We start from the raw sequence: 15,699 nt of genomic DNA, 5'->3' as shown, positions 1-15,699 counted from the left end.
TGGTTAGCTCTAGCTCACAAATTAGATTTCAGAAGTCCTCTATCGCTTAGATTTTTCAGAAGTGAATTGATACCGAAAGACCATGGCTCCACACAATTACTATGTGAAGTAATATTATTCAGTGAACCTAATTTGGGATTACTAATAGAGACAAGATCATTGATTTTATGAGTAAAACCGCTACCGGATAGGCCTCGATCTTGCGTCGGTGAAAACAACGTCCCTAGAAATAAATAAAAACCATCAGGATATTGGTGATTTTTGTTTATGGTTTGATTGACCAGCTCTTGAGGACTACGACTAATTTGCGTCATTGATGAAATACCTGTCATTACAAAACCGTCTTCACCTTTCACTTCGAGAGAGATCTCGGCTTTGGCAACATCTAAAAGAGTAAAGCGGTCATCAAATAAACGAACAAATGGGCCAATTGCACACGAAGCATTATTATCTTTAGCCTTACTCAGTAACAGTGCACTTCTACCTTCAACGTCTCTTAAGTTCACATCATTCCCTAACGTCGCTCCCTGAATAACCCCTTTACTGTTTACAGCTAGCACAACTTCGGGCTCCGGATTATTCCATTCCGACATAGGATGAACGCCGATAAAGCTACCACTTCCTACCGCTGAAAGAACAGGTGCTTTGGTGAATATTTCAGCATCTGGCCCAATTCCAACTTCCAAATATTGAGACCACATCCCCTTTTTAATCAGCAGCTGCTTAAGTTCCAAGGCTTTTTTTGAGCCGGGTTCGATAGCTTTTAAATTTTCGCCAACCACCTCTGCCACAAGGGATCTGATTGACTCGGCTTTAGAGAAGTCTCCACCAGCCTGTTCTTCTATTACCCTTTCAATCATACTAGAAGCAAAGGTGACACCTGCTGCTTTAATAACTTGTAAATCCAATGGGGGAAGTAGGTAAGGCATTGATTTGTTTGGTGTGGTATTTGTGTTTTCAAGAAGTTGACTTAACTGACACAACACCTCTCCGGCAACATGACAGAGCATGCCTACAGGATTATCCAGCTCTAAAAGCTCACTTAGAGTGGGGTACCACTTTGATATATCAATAACGTCATCACCTTTAATAAGAATTGGTGATGGACCAGATGGTTTCCCAGGCACCCAAGCTCTACCAATTAAACACGCACACTGATAATCATTTGGCAGGGTATTTTGGATAGTTAATGTCAAAGGCATATCGTTGACTTCCTTTTATTATTTTGAATTACGTTAAAGCGAGGTAGCGATAAAATCCAATGACAAATAGTAGACATCTGATAACCTATAGTTATCAAAATAAGGAAACAATATGGCTAGCATCTCTTTTTCCAGCTTTTGCAATTGGATGAAATTCAAACACCTAGTACTCATTGATTCGCTAGGAAAAACACAAAATATGCATTTAACCGCTCAATATATGAATTTAAGCCAACCTGCGGTGAGTAAAATGCTAAAGGAAATTGAAGGACTTTTAGGTTTTGACATTTTTGAACGACACCCTAGAAGTATGCCAGCCACAGATCTTGGAAAGTACGTTATTCATTTTGCCAATAAAATACTGAATGAGTCTGAAAGCTTCGTCGACCAAGTGACAAACCTAAGAGATGGAGGCTACGGATATTTGAAGGTAGGTGGAATATTTGCAGCTACTTCTGCTGCGCTTCCAAATGCGATCCTCGAAATAAAACAACGCTACCCACTTTTGAATATTGAAGTAGTCGAACAGACCAGTGGTAACTTAATCAAAATGTTAGAAGATAGAACACTAGACTTAGCCGTCGGAAGATTCTCGAATCAAAGCCAATTACCCAGTTTTGATTACACACCACTTGCCCCTGAAAACTTTTGTTTGGTCGTTAATTCAAAACACCCACTAAGTAAGAAAAAAGAAACATCACTAGAAGACTTATTTGAATGGCCGTGGTTAATGTATCCCGAGGGAACACCTATCAGAACACGCATGGAAGAGTCATTTAACAAAGCAGGGGTATCATTACCCAAAAATACTGTTGTAACTATTTCAGTACAAACGTTTCTAGAATTGCTACAACGTGGCCCTATGATCGGAATGCTGCCGACTGTTATGGTTCGTTCCCATTTAGAGAATGGGACACTCTCAATTTTAAAAACGCCACTGGAACTTATCCCCCAATATTACGGTATTTTAACGAGAAAGAATGAAGGGCTGGTGGGTCCTACTTTAGAGTTCAAAAACATTCTTCAAAAAAATGCGATACAAGTTCCCCCTCACTTCCAATGACCAATAGTTATCAATTGATGATATTTAACAATTGGAAAGTAATCAAAATGAGTCATAAATTACCTAACACATTATCAGCCTTAGGATAATAAAAATGAATGGTAAAAAAGTTCTCATTACTGGTGCTGGCCAAGGTATTGGGTTGGCCAGTGTCAAAGCTTTTCTAGAAGCAGGTGCAGACGTCATCGCGACTGACATCAATACAAAGAATCTCGAGAACATCCCAGGTGCTCAGACCTACCTACTCGATGTCACCTCCGAGTCAGACATTGTGGCTCTGAAAAAAAGCATCGGGCACGTTGATGTGATTTTTAACTGCGCAGGTTATGTCCATGCTGGAAATATTGAAGAGTGTGATCTGAATGCATGGAACAAGTCCTTCGATCTTAACGTGACCTCTATGTATAAAATTATCAAGGTATTTATACCAAGCATGCTAGCAAATGAAAACGGATCCATTATTAATATGGCTTCCGTTGCTTCAAGCATTAAAGGTGTGCCTAATCGCCTTGCCTATGCTGCTAGCAAAGCGGCCGTCATTGGTCTCACTAAGGCCATAGCTGCGGACTATATAAAAAATGGCATTCGATGTAATGCTATTTGCCCTGGAACAGTAGACTCACCATCTTTAAGAGGTCGCATCGCCGAACAAGCCATTCAACAAGGAACAAACGAAGAGATTGTTTATAAGCAATTCGTTGATCGCCAACCTATGGGGCGAATCGGCACGGCAGAAGAAATCGCAAAATTAGCCGTTTACCTTGGCTCAAATGATGCTTCCTTCACCACTGGAACCGTCCAAATAATTGACGGCGGTATGAGTATTTAACTCTCCCCTATTTTAAAAACACTTAGGAGCCTATTTTGAAATTATTACGTTATGGAAAAGTAAGTCAGGAAAAACCAGGTATCCTTGATCATCACGGCAATATTCGTGATCTATCCAATGTGATTACTGATATTGATGGTAATAATCTTTCTGATGAAGCCATTAAAAAAATAAGCGAACTAAAACTGATGGATCTTCCTCTCGTTGATTCAAATGAACGAATTGGCCCTTGTGTCGGCAATGTGGGTAAGTTCATTTGTATTGGTCTTAACTATGCTGACCACGCAGCTGAAGCAGGTATGCCAATCCCTCAAGAACCCATTATTTTCAGTAAATGGACAAGTGCCATCATTGGACCAAATGATGATGTTGACATCCCAAGAGGCTCCACAAAAACGGATTGGGAAGTAGAGTTAGGCGTTGTTATTGGCAAATCTGGTCGATATATTGCTGAAGAAGACGCCATTAGTCACGTTGCAGGATACTGTGTCATCAATGATGTTTCAGAAAGAGAATGGCAACTAGAGCGAGGTGGCTGCTGGGATAAAGGCAAAGGCTTTGATACCTTCGGCCCCATTGGCCCCTGGTTAGTCACCCGAGATGAAATAACGGACCCACATAATCTCAATCTCTGGCTAGAAGTCGATGGTGTTCAATATCAGAATGGCAATACCAGAACGCTAATTTTTAATATTCCTCAAATCATTTCATATCTAAGCCAATGCATGAGCCTGCAACCTGGCGACATTATTTCTACCGGAACCCCTCCAGGTGTCGGTATGGGTATTAAGCCAAATCCGGTTTTTTTAAAACCTGGGCAAACTATTAGGCTTGGTATAGAAAAACTTGGTGAACAGAGACAACATACCAAGTCTGCTGAATAGTTTTTGAGGCGACATTTCACTCCCATGGGGATGTGCTTCACGGCGATGAGTGTTAGGAATTTGCCTCCTACGCAAAGGGTGCTCTACGCCGTGAGGTGCTGTCTCAATCACCCAAAATCAAACTAGTCATAGAAAAATCCAACGGTGAATGATGAGTTTCTGCTTTCTTCCCTAGGCCAGCATGGGTATGCTGGTAAGCAAAAATAAATTGGGATCCGCTGTACCACTTTAAGGATTGATAATGACCGCTTTGTTGAGCTTCTTCACTACCCGTATTCACTCCAATGCCTATATCTTACTGATTTTATGCACTCTGTTTTGGGGTGGGAATACCATTGCAGGCCGTCTGGCGATTGCTCAGGTCTCACCACTGTCCGTGGTGTCTCTACGCTGGCTGATTGTCAGTGCCGTGATGTGGTTATTTTATGGCCGTCAAGTACGTCAGGAATGGCACATAATACGTCCCCATTTGTTAAAAATGGTACTGATGGCGACTTTGGGCTTCACCTGTTTTAACTCCCTGTTTTACATTGCCGCTTACCAGACCACCGCCATTAATATTGGGATCATTCAAGGCAGTGTGCCAGTATTGGTTCTACTCGGAGCCATGTTGCTGTTTCGGGAAAAAGTCCATCTTTTGCAGGCAATTGGCATTATTCTCACCTTACTGGGAGTAACTCTAGTGGCCACCCAAGGTCACTTAACCAAGCTGTTGGAACTGTCTATTAATCCGGGGGACGGCTATATATTGATAGCCTGCCTCTGTTATGCCATCTACACTCTGGCCCTACGTAGTAAACCAAACGTCTCCGCCATGGTGTTCTTTACGGTTCTGTCTTGTATCGGTGCAATCACGGCGCTGCCCGCGCTGGTCTATGAAATAGCCACTGGAGCGGCTTACTGGCCCACTCCGAAAGGCTGGCTGATTGTGTTGTATATTTCGTTCTTTCCCTCTCTGATTTCTCAGGTATTTTTTATGCGTGGAGTGGAGTTGATCGGCCCTGCCAGAGCGGGAGTGTTTATTAATTTTGTGCCGATTTTCGCCCCCATTTTAGCGGTACTACTGCTACACGAGACATTCCATTTTTACCATGCTATCGCCTTGGCCATGGTATTGGCAGGGATTTGGCTGTTGGAAGGCAAAAAAAGAGCGGTCAAATAAACTTACCGAGACCTTAAATTTACCTTGCCAGCATCACCCAGATGCCTGCCAACACAAAGCTTATCAGGGTAACTGGCACACCAATGCGGGCAAATTCGCCAAAGCTAATATGAATATCATGGGCTTTGGCTTGCTCGATCACAATAATATTGGCCACACTGCCGACGATCAGCAAGTTACCCGCCAGAGTACTGAAAATAGCCAGACTGTAAAGCAGATGATCCGGCCAATGCCCCATGGGCAATAGCAACATGACCCAGGGTACGTTACCGATGGTATTACTTCCCACTAGGGACAGGCCCGCCAGCACGGCGGTATGATCAATATTCATCGCACTGAGCAGATGCTGAAAGTCGCCAGCTAGCGCCGGCGCATTGGCTAAGGCGCCGGTAACAATAAACAAACAGGTAAAGAGCGCCAGTAGCTGCCAGTCCACCTGTTGCAGCAGGCGCTCGGTACCAAGCTTTCGGTTAAGCAGTAGCAACGCCACAATCAGCAATGACCAGCTCCCCCTATCTTCCACAAAAATAAAAATCGCAATAAGCGCTATGGTTGCCAACACGGCTTTCAGCAACAGGCGTGGCTTAAGCTGACATGGCTGAGACGGTTTGTGTTCTCTTGGTGCAATCGCGTGGTTGGTATCCATGAATCGGGAGCGGCTGATCACCAGATACACCACCCCCATGGCTAACAAAGCCGGTACAATACAGCGCCCTACGAAGGTCAGAAAATGCAGATCCCCAACATGGGCGATCAGCAGATTCTGCGGATTACCAATCATGGTGGCCACCGAGCCGGCGTTGGCAGCACAGGCTAGAGCGATTAAATAGGGTTTGGGATCCAGCCCTCTTTCCAGTAGGCCTCGGATCAGCACTGGCGTGGTGGCCCACACCACTACATCATTCGTCATTAAGGCGGACAACACACCAGCGATGACAATGACCACACCTAATAGATAACGGGATGATAAAGGCATATGTGTGATACGGTCGGCTACCCAGTCAAAGAAACCACTGGCGGCGTACTGACCGGACAGCACCATCAGGGTAAGTAACACAGCTAGAGTGGAAAAGTCGATTGATTCAAGGGCCTGGGAGCCGGACAAGGCCTGTGTCACCATCAACACCACGGCGCCGATCATAGCAACCCCAGTACGGTTAATGGCAAAACCTGGCCAGCGGCCCAGGGCCATACCAAGATAAACGGCAACAAAGACAGCGATAATCAGGCCATTCATTGGCGGTTCCTTAAACAAAAAGTGTTAGTAAATTAACCTGTGGTGTATTTGCATGACAAAACGCAAGATAAAAGGAATATAAACGCCCTCATTTCTTCAACCCCTCCCTAACCCTCCCCTTAAATAAGGGGAGGGAACTGGAAATGTATCAATAAAAGGCTCCTCCCCCACGACTCCCCCTTACTAAGGGGGAGGGGGTTATAAGGGGTCAATGCATTTGCTTTATAGTTTACGAAAACTATCTAAATGCACCATGGGGTTAGCAAATTCATAAATTCTGGGAGAGCATATCACTGATTCACTTAGCAACGTATGAGTCTCGAATAATTTCCTGAGCGCAAACATAAAGAAATGTCACCTGGCCCCGCTCAACTCATGAAGCCTTCATTAAATATTTACAAAATATTCGTGAAACATTCGTTAAATATTCGTTAAATATTCGTAAAGAGCATTCTTGTTATGATTCTTTTACAAAATTGGAGTATTTTATAGCCCTCTCCAAGAAGTAGTCCGAACATGAAGGATATTGATCAATGGCCAACCCTATCCCCTTACGAGATAGAAAACACACTCTCGAACTGGATCGTTGGCTCAAAAATCAAGCTAAAGCTGTTAAAAACCCGCTCAATATCGCAATCTCGCTTGGTAGTGTTAATGGCTTTTTCTTAATCGCTCAATGCTGGCTGTTGGCCCATGTGCTGAACGCCACCGCCATCGAACACCAACCTATTATAGCGGTTTGGCCCTATTTGGCTGGGATTGTCGGGGTATTTCTTGTTCGCGCTATTCTCAATTACGGCAACCAACGGTTCACTTTTGAAGCGGCTGCTCGACTGCGTACGGATCTAAGAGCAAAACTATTCAATCATATTCATCATTTAGGGCCAGCATGGAGCCGAGAACAGCGCTCTGGTGCGCGTGCAACCGAGTTGGTGGATGGTGTCGAGGAGCTAGAAAAGTACTTCAGCCTATATTTGCCACAAAAGCAGCTGGCGATCATTATTCCTGTAGCTATTTTAGTGTTTGTCTTTCCATTTGACTGGGTATCTGGGCTTATTTTGGCCATCACCGCCCCCTTGTTACCCATCTTTATGATCATCATAGGAAGTCAGACAGAAAAGCTGAATCGTCAGCAATGGCGCAGCCTGACACGTATGGGTGCCCACTTTTTTGATATGATTGAGGGTCTGACAACGCTCAAGTTATTCAATGCAGCCCAAAAAGAAGCTCGTTTTATTGGCCAAATAGCCGAAGATTATCGTCTACAGACCATGAAGGTGTTACGCATTGCGTTTCTTTCTTCCATGGTGTTGGAGTTCTTTGCCGCCATTAGTATTGCCATGGTCGCCGTGTATGTTGGTTTCCGGTTGATGTACGGTGATATTCATTATCTTAATGGTATTTTTGTCCTATTACTTGCCCCCGAGTTTTATCTGCCTTTACGTAGTATGGGCTCTCAGTTTCATGCTCGAATGGATGCCTTAGGTGCCGTTGAACCCATTATCGAACTCCTGAATACTCAACCCCCTACTGAACATAGTGGTAATCTTGAGTTGTGCCTGAAACAGGCACCGAATATTACCCTTTCCAACCTTGTGTTTGCTTATCCAAAGCGTGATCCTGTGCTTTGCGGTGTTAGCCTTAGTCTGCCAGCTGGTAGTCGTACAGCAATTATTGGTGTGAGCGGCGCGGGGAAATCCACGTTAGGACAATTGTTGCTGGGCTTTTTGAATCCGACGCAAGGTGACATCATGATTGATGAAACGCCCTTAGCACACATTGCCCCAAGCAGTTGGTATCAGCATGTATCATGGCTACCACAAAACCCCACCTTATTTCATGGCACTATTGAAGAAAATATTGCCCTATCGCCTCGTTTAGAAGGTCACGAGGCCGCTCTACAGCAAGCAGCAGAGGATGCACACGCATTGGATTTTATTAATCGCCTTCCGCAAGGGTTTCAGACCGTCGTAGGAGACCGTGGACAAGGGTTGTCTGGTGGTGAAATCCAACGAATCGCCTTGGCTCGTGCGTTTTACAAAGATGCCCCCGTCGTACTGCTTGATGAGCCTTCAGCCAGTTTGGACCCTCATAGTGAAACCCTGATTACCGCCGCCATCGCGAGGCTAGCGGTTGGCCGTACCCTACTCACCATTGCTCATCGGCTAACGACTATTGAGCAGAGTGATCAAATTGTGGTGTTGGACAGTGGAAAAATCATCGAACAAGGATCGCACGATGAATTAATGGCGTTAAATGGAGCTTACACAGAGCGCTATAACCAGTATCGCAAGGCCGGATTATGAAGCGTAAACGCAATAATAGAGAGCTCCGCTGGCTTATTAACATCAGCCGTCCCTACCTTGGTTGGATGATGGCTGGGGTTTTGCTCGCCACCACGGTAATTCTTGCCAATGTCGCCTTGCTTTCGGTATCTGGCTGGTTTATTACCGCCATGGCAATTAGTGGCCTGACGGGAGCCGCTATCAATTATTTTACTCCCGCCGCCGCCATTCGCGGGTTAGCAATTTTACGAACTGCGGGGAGATATCTTGAGCGATTAATTACCCATGAAGCGACGTTTCGCTTGCTTGCAGGGTTGCGCCAATGGTTTTTTGAAAAACTGGAACCTTTAGCGCCGGCACGACTTCAGTATTATCAAGGGGGCGATTTATTAAGCCGCATACGGGCTGACATTGATAGTTTAGAAAATGCCTACTTGCGGTTATTCACTCCCTCTTTAGCCGCACTGCTTGCTAGCTTTTTAATGATCATGTTCCTTTTATTTTGGAGCCCGGCTATCGCTTTAACCAACCTTGTGGGGTTATTGATTGTTGGCGTAGTGTTGCCCTGGGCTGCCCTGCATTGGGGAGCAAACAGTGGTAAGAGAATTGTTGAAGCAAGAGCCGTATTACGACAACGCGTCAGTGAAACCGTACGAGGCTTGGCTGAAATAACCCTTTATGGCGACAGCCAACAGCGTATCGACAGTATTCAACAAGAGAACAAGGAGCTAGTTGCGCCTCAAAGGCAACAAAACCGCATTAATGCCAGCAGCACCTCTTTGAATGGGCTGTTCAGTCAATTAACTTGGCTAGCGATGATCGTCATTGCTATTCCCTTGGTACAAAGTGGGCAGCTTGATGGTCCAGAACTGGTCATGCTGGCTTTTTTTGGCATGGCCAGCTTTGAAGCGGTTACGACCTTGCCTGCCGCTTTCCTTGCCTTGGGCGAAACTCGAAGTGCCGCTCGGCGCATTTTGGACCTAGTCGATGCAGAGCCTGCGGTTAGCGACCCTATTCACCCTTGTGCAGCCCCTGAACAATTTGACATACAATTTGATGCTGTCTGTTTTCGCTATCCGCAAAACACGCAACCTGCACTTCGCGAAGTCAGCTTCCGTTTAAAGCAAGGAGAAAAGCTGGCAATTCAAGGGGCAAGTGGTTCAGGTAAAACCAGCTTAACACAACTATTACTGAAATTTTGGGCAGCCGATAGCGGACAGATATCCATCGGTGCAACGAACCTAGAAGAATTAAGTGGCGACACGGTCCGCAAACTCTGCTCCGTCGTGTCTCAGCAAGTTCATTTGTTTAACACCACTCTGGCAGCAAACTTATGCCTTGCTAAACCCAATGCCACCCATGAGGAATTGGTTGAGGCTTGTCGTGCCGCAGCGATCCTTGACGATATTTTGGCTTTGCCTGATGGGTTTGATACCGAAGTAGGCGAAGCTGCCACGCGCTTATCAGGTGGACAAATCAGGCGCATCGGCATTGCTAGAGCGCTCCTTAAGGACGCTCCTATTGTCATTTTGGATGAACCCACAGAAGGTCTCGATGCCGCAACAGAACAGCAAGTAACCCAAGCGTTGGCGAGATTATTGCAGGGTCGTACAGCTATCATCATTACGCACCGTCCGCAGTTACTGACACTCGCGGATCATCGCTTGATGATGGATAACGGCCACATCGTTTTGTAATTTTAATTTTGTACATTGCGATAAGCGTGTTTAGGAAGACAAGTGACTTTTTAAACACTGAATAGAAAACTTTATGAATATAATATGAATTATAGTCATAAGGTTATAGCCATATCGTATAATAAGTCTATAGAGATTAACGTTTGCTCTGGTTTCAATATGACCAATGCACCCCTTTTCACGCTGCCTCAGGACAGTTTTTTAGCTTCCAACTTCTGGAGAAAAAAATGATAGATCCATCACTCATGACTGACCTTGCAAGACTTGATTTTGCTTGGATCACGTCGATGCATATCCTTTACCCGCCGTTGACAATCGGTTTGGCCACCTTTCTATTTTTTAGCGAATGGCGATGGCTTAAAACGAACGATGACGAATGGTATCGACTCACACGTTTTTTTGAAAAACTCTTCATCATTAACTTTGGGGCAGGCGTCGCCACAGGGATTACCATGGAAATGTCTTTTGGCATTCTCTTTGCGCCCTTTTCTCAGGCGGCTGGGCCGTTTTTTGGCAATATTCTTGGTTACGAAACCATTACCGCCTTTATGTATGAGGCTGGCTTCATTGGCCTGATGATTTTTGGTTGGGGCAAAATCAGTAAGAAGATGCACCTTTTCGCGACATTTAATGTGGCGTTTTCTTCTATGCTGTCTGCCATGTGGATTTTGGTGGCCAATTCTTGGATGCAAACACCAACTGGTGTTCACTTAGAAAAAGGCTTATTTCTAGTAGATAGCTGGACACATGCCATTTTCAACCCTAATTTCTTGACTGCATTCCCTCACATGCTGATTGCCTGTTTTGAAATTGGGCTGTTCTTTGTGGCGTCTATTTCGGCTTGGATGATTTATAAAAATCGCCACGCCAAAATGTTTATGCGCACTTTGACCGCCTCTATTATGGCATTAGTGATTGTCGCGCCATTACAGGTCTACATGGGAGATACACTAGGACGAACCGTCGCTAAATATGACCCCGCAGCCTTAGCCGCAATGGAAGGACATTGGCATACTTATAATGCGGATGGCACCCCAAATACAAGCTGGAATGTCATTGCTTGGCCTAATGAAGAGAAAGGAACAAACGATTTTCAAATTGCCATTCCTCATGTTCTTAGCCTACTCGAAGACCATAAATGGGTGAGTACAGTGCCAGGCCTTGATCAATTTAAGAAAGCAGATCGCCCTCCTGTCGTAGTTCCATTTTACTCCTTCCGTATTATGGCTGCGGCTGGAGCGGCACTTATGTTAGTGGCTTTTTGGGCTCTCTACTTACGCCTTCGAGGACAATTTACTGTCGAAAAGCTACAGAGTCGCCCTTGGTTTTTACGCATTGTTATCTTAAGTTCTATTCTACCTTATCTTGCCGTTTGGACCGGATGGTGGACCCGTGAAGTTGCACGCCAACCTTGGCTTATTAATGGATTAATGCGCACTTCTGAAGGGGTAAGTCAAATGAGCATTGGCGCAGAAATCGTCTGGTTTATTGGTTTCATGCTCTTCGATATTCTTGTCTGGTTCGGGGCTTGGTACTTCTTCTCCAAAGTTATCCGTAAAGGGCCTGACATGAATGCTGAGGTTATCCATGGTATCACACCAGAACCCATGCATTTGGGTGATATGCCCCACGAAGAAGTGGCTGAAGGAAAACCTTTGTTTGAGCGTCCTACCCTCTAATAGACATAGAAGAGAATTAATATGCAACATGTTATGGACTTTACAAACGGCGACCATTGGATAACCCTTGTTTGGTGGGCTCTAATTGGTATATTTGTCGTGATTTACATTATTCTTGATGGTTCCGACTTGGGAGCTGGCATCTATTCTTTATTCCATTCGGACAGTAAAGAAAAAGGGGCCATTATGGCCTCGATGGCAGGGACTTGGGATGCCAATGAGACCTGGCTCGTTATTGTAGGGGGCGCGCTTTTTGGCACCTTCCCTATGGTTTATGGTTCGGTATTCCACTATTTAATGATTCCTTTGATGTTTGTACTCTGGGGAATCATCCTCCGAGCGGTATCTTTAGAGTTTCATCACTACTCAAAAACCAGTAGAAAGTATTGGGATTGGGGTTTTGGGATTGGCAGTCTGATGGTGGCATTTTTTGCGGGCGTTTCGTTAGGAGCATTCCTGCAAGGCTTCCCAATGACGAAAGGCGAAGTACCCACATTTGGTGGTAGCTACTTGGAGTTCTTATCCCCCTTTAGTCTTTGGACTGGGGTAACCGCGACGATTGCCGCATCACTGGCAGGCGGCGTTTACATTCGTGCTCGCTTTGACCGAAACAGTGACACTTACCATAAGGCCCTAAAATGGACTAATTTGATGTTCTATTTAGCCTTAGTTGCCATTCTTAGCACCGTCATCTGGACATTCGTTCAGTTTCCATGGGCGAAAAGTAAATGGGCTGGACCTTACTGGTGGTTCTTTGTCCTCTCTGGTGCTGTGGTCCTTTTTGCCACTTGGTCGATGCGTCGTGCATCACATCAAAAACGAGATGTGGCGGCTATGATTTGGCTCGCAATCATTGTCTTCATTAACTTTGCTATCATGATGATCACGATCTTCCCTTGGTTTGTACCAAATACCATAACGATTTTCGATGCGGCTAATCCATCCAACTCAACGGGTGCGTTTACCTATTCGATGCTGTTCTTTATTCCCGTTATGCTTTCGTATAATTTCTATCAAGCTTGGGTTTTCCGTGCTCGTCTTGGCAAATTGGCAGGCTATGGTGACCACGACTAATGTAACGGTAGGGAGGCTATTCTAATGGCCTCCCTAAGATCATCATCTCCTAGCATACAAGCGTTATGGCGATTACGCGCCATGGCGCTGTTCTTAATCGGACCCGCCGCAGGGATTGTTCTAGTGCAATGCATCTTCGGGCTACCCACGGTTCTATGGTGGTCCGCTGGTGGCATGAGCCTATTCATGTTCACTATTTTCTTTACCCTGTTTTTGAAAGAACGCACGCTGCTTGTCAATCAGACAAAAGCTTCCTCCCCCAATAAACAGTGACCAAAGCTAGTTTGGTCACTATTTATTGACCAAACTAGCTTTGGTCAATAATTTATGTTTTGATAGTCTATATGAAAAGCCGTTAAGACTTTGCCATGTTAGAGCTTGTCATAGGAGGAGAGTTCGATGACATCGCTAAACAGTGTTGGAACCGTCAATAATACAGCTTATGGTATGTGTACAGGTGGGGTGATCACGGGAGACATTGTCAATTCCAGTGCCCTATCAGATGCGGAGCATCAAGCGTGTTTGCAGCAAATTGAGCAGACGATTGCTGTTTTTCAGGAAACCTTTCACGCCCAAGGCGACGTGTTTCGCGGCGATGAGTTCCAAGTATTTGTCCCCAACCCAAAAGATGCCTTACGCTGTGCAGTGCTATTAAGGCTCACTCTGATGAAATCCGTTAAAGATGCAGACGCCCGTGTCTCTGTAGGCATTGGTGGCTATAAACAGATCGAAAGCGAACTTAGAAAAACCGCCAAGGGCGAAGCCTTTCAACTGTCTGGCAGAGCGTTAAAAGACATGAAAGAAGAGCGGCTCAAAATCTCTTTGCCGACAGCCCATAATATGAGCCCCAGCGATGAATTATTAGTGCGCTACTTAGACTCTATTCTCACTGGACTGAGTGAAAAACAGGCTGAAGTCTTGTTCCCTCGCCTCCTCTACCCCGACTTAACTCAAGATGCGTTGTCAGACAAAACAGGCATTCATCGCCGTTCCCTCGCCTCACGGTTACAACGGGCGAATGCCACCTTGATACTAGACACCTTGGCAGTATTAGAAACCAGGATCATGTCAGTCAGAAATAAGTGACACATACTTTTTAAATTTTGCGGCTAAAATTTAAGTAAGATTGAGTGCAAACTGCAGTGGAGCGTCAATTCCCTTGTTAAGAGCTTCTGGTGAATGGCGTATAGTATAGTCAGGCGCAATTCCTACTCGAATAAAATCATTTGGTTGGCAAATGAAGTCATGTTTCGCTGAAATTTGGCACCAATAATCTCCTCCTAGATCCAGATTGATTGGCAAACCCGAGCTACCAGCAGATGTTTCACCAATTATTACGCAATTATCCATTTGCTTAGCATATATAAGAAAGTCTTCTGCTGCTGAGATTGTTTCACTATCAATCAATATACAAATATTTTTAACCGATATCGGTTGATTTGGAAAAACAACCTCAGATTCCCCCTCATACCAATCTGAATTATTTGAAATATTCTGTTTAGGATCAATATTATTAAAATATGCCGTATAAAATGCGTTAAATGCCAAAGCTCGCCAACGGGCACCATGTAAGTTTTTACTCGTAAGCGAGGATAAAAGCTTCATACAGAAAAGTCCATTCCCTCCACTGTTACCTCTTAAATCAATGATAAGCTTTGACATCACAGAAAGACTTCTAAGTTTATCTGAAATGTCATTAATTTCAGTTTCGTTAGTAAAAGATGAAAGATGTATGTAAGTCGTATCTCTATTAAATTTATTTATTTTAGACGTAAAGGATGGAATACTACCGTTTAAAGAAAACTCATTTAAACCATATAACTCATTAAGCTGTACATCCTTACGGTTTCCATTTGGCTCAGTGATTGTAATGACTGGATTGTTGCAGTGTCTGTCACTAAAAATGAACTTAAGAGCACTTGATATCCCATGCTCTCGACGTGAATATGAAACTCTTTTCATATTTTCATCCACGACACTCAGCAAGTCTTTATTGTTTATCTTCAATACTTCTGAGCCAATTGATACTTTTCCTTTTAAACGGTCTGACACACTTAAAACAATAAATTTTGAATCATGAAATTTTACATTAATACCGTAGTTCTTTGTCTCATTTCGATTCTTTTTAAATACATCGGTATGGGCATCGTTCAAACAATGGAGTAATTCTCTAAAAATACTGTCAGTGTTGTTAGGCTTGAAGTTAGCTACAGCATCAAAAAACATTCTATCAAATCGAGATTTATGCTCATCACTTATAAAATTACAGAAAAACCTATGAGTATTTTTCCAAAAAACAAGGATACTCTCTAAATCTTTCATAAAACCCCTTCCCCTTATCAAGACCCAGCTCTCACCGTTTAAAACATACAAGACCTATAATTTTTAGGCTCTATGAGCGCCCCTTTCCATATTGTCTAATATTGCGTCAAGTTTGTTTATTAATCTAGTCATTCCACTTCATCTTTAAATTCTCTTGTATTGAAAAAACAGCGTGTTCTGATATGTTTTAACCAAATAGGTTACTTAAAAACTTATTAATCCGACACTTAGGTTGTATTCTAACTGGGCTAAGTGAAAAATAGAC

13 protein-coding genes are annotated in these 15,699 nt (G+C 44.0%); 10 read left to right on the top strand and 3 right to left on the bottom strand.

Annotated elements, in window-relative coordinates; genetic code table 11:
* Window positions 1–14 precede the first annotated feature (14 nt).
* Window positions 15–1,202 carry a fumarylacetoacetate hydrolase family protein gene (locus tag AC0VYI_RS11110; RefSeq protein WP_475449331.1) on the bottom strand — a complete coding sequence of 396 codons (1,188 nt, stop codon included), beginning with the start codon at window positions 1,200–1,202 and terminating at the stop codon, window positions 15–17.
* A gap of 112 nt (window positions 1,203–1,314) precedes the next feature.
* On the opposite strand from AC0VYI_RS11110, the gene AC0VYI_RS11105 reads away from it, so the two are divergent.
* From AC0VYI_RS11105 to AC0VYI_RS11090, 4 genes are all read left to right on the top strand, one after another.
* On the top strand, window positions 1,315–2,265 hold the full coding sequence (locus AC0VYI_RS11105) for a LysR family transcriptional regulator (protein WP_475449329.1): 951 nt from the start codon (window positions 1,315–1,317) through the stop codon (window positions 2,263–2,265).
* 94 nt (window positions 2,266–2,359) lie between these two features.
* Window positions 2,360–3,094 (top strand): SDR family oxidoreductase, encoded by a 735-nt coding sequence (locus AC0VYI_RS11100; protein WP_475449327.1) that lies wholly within the window; start codon window positions 2,360–2,362, stop codon window positions 3,092–3,094.
* Between the two features lie 35 nt (window positions 3,095–3,129).
* The gene (locus AC0VYI_RS11095) at window positions 3,130–3,978 is read left to right on the top strand and encodes a fumarylacetoacetate hydrolase family protein (protein ID WP_475449325.1); all 849 of its coding nucleotides are present in this window, start codon (window positions 3,130–3,132) and stop codon (window positions 3,976–3,978) included.
* A gap of 241 nt (window positions 3,979–4,219) precedes the next feature.
* On the top strand, window positions 4,220–5,140 hold the full coding sequence (locus AC0VYI_RS11090) for a DMT family transporter (RefSeq protein WP_475449323.1): 921 nt from the start codon (window positions 4,220–4,222) through the stop codon (window positions 5,138–5,140).
* Between the two features lie 19 nt (window positions 5,141–5,159).
* Here AC0VYI_RS11090 and AC0VYI_RS11085 read toward each other — a convergent pair whose 3' ends face one another.
* Window positions 5,160–6,377 (bottom strand): ArsB/NhaD family transporter, encoded by a 1,218-nt coding sequence (locus AC0VYI_RS11085; protein ID WP_475449321.1) that lies wholly within the window; start codon window positions 6,375–6,377, stop codon window positions 5,160–5,162.
* A gap of 533 nt (window positions 6,378–6,910) precedes the next feature.
* On the opposite strand from AC0VYI_RS11085, the gene cydD reads away from it, so the two are divergent.
* From cydD to AC0VYI_RS11055, 6 genes are all read left to right on the top strand, one after another.
* Window positions 6,911–8,683 carry a thiol reductant ABC exporter subunit CydD gene (cydD, locus tag AC0VYI_RS11080; protein ID WP_475449319.1) on the top strand — a complete coding sequence of 591 codons (1,773 nt, stop codon included), beginning with the start codon at window positions 6,911–6,913 and terminating at the stop codon, window positions 8,681–8,683.
* The gene (cydC, locus tag AC0VYI_RS11075; RefSeq protein ID WP_475449317.1) at window positions 8,680–10,359 is read left to right on the top strand and encodes a thiol reductant ABC exporter subunit CydC; all 1,680 of its coding nucleotides are present in this window, start codon (window positions 8,680–8,682) and stop codon (window positions 10,357–10,359) included. The genes cydD and cydC overlap by 4 nt, the downstream gene beginning before the upstream one ends.
* Window positions 10,360–10,586: 227 nt before the next feature.
* Complete coding sequence (locus tag AC0VYI_RS11070; protein WP_199476782.1) at window positions 10,587–12,038, top strand: cytochrome ubiquinol oxidase subunit I; 1,452 nt, start codon at window positions 10,587–10,589, stop codon at window positions 12,036–12,038.
* A gap of 21 nt (window positions 12,039–12,059) precedes the next feature.
* The gene (cydB, locus tag AC0VYI_RS11065; RefSeq protein ID WP_475449315.1) at window positions 12,060–13,112 is read left to right on the top strand and encodes a cytochrome d ubiquinol oxidase subunit II; all 1,053 of its coding nucleotides are present in this window, start codon (window positions 12,060–12,062) and stop codon (window positions 13,110–13,112) included.
* A 24-nt stretch (window positions 13,113–13,136) separates the two neighbouring features.
* Entirely contained in the window at window positions 13,137–13,385 is a 249-nt protein-coding gene (locus AC0VYI_RS11060) for a hypothetical protein (RefSeq protein ID WP_199476780.1), read from the top strand.
* Between the two features lie 126 nt (window positions 13,386–13,511).
* A complete protein-coding gene (locus AC0VYI_RS11055; RefSeq protein ID WP_475449313.1) occupies window positions 13,512–14,198 on the top strand; it encodes a hypothetical protein in 687 nt (228 codons plus the stop codon).
* A gap of 30 nt (window positions 14,199–14,228) precedes the next feature.
* On the opposite strand, the gene AC0VYI_RS11050 is transcribed toward AC0VYI_RS11055, so the two are convergent.
* The gene (locus AC0VYI_RS11050) at window positions 14,229–15,434 is read right to left on the bottom strand and encodes a S41 family peptidase (RefSeq protein ID WP_475449311.1); all 1,206 of its coding nucleotides are present in this window, start codon (window positions 15,432–15,434) and stop codon (window positions 14,229–14,231) included.
* Window positions 15,435–15,699: the final 265 nt, after the last annotated feature.

Source organism: Marinomonas sp. 63XJN7_9_ISO-PGPR-S23-217 (assembly GCF_056173515.1).
The sequence above is the reverse complement of the archived record's forward strand: the minus strand, read 5'-3'. Positions and strand labels throughout refer to the sequence as shown.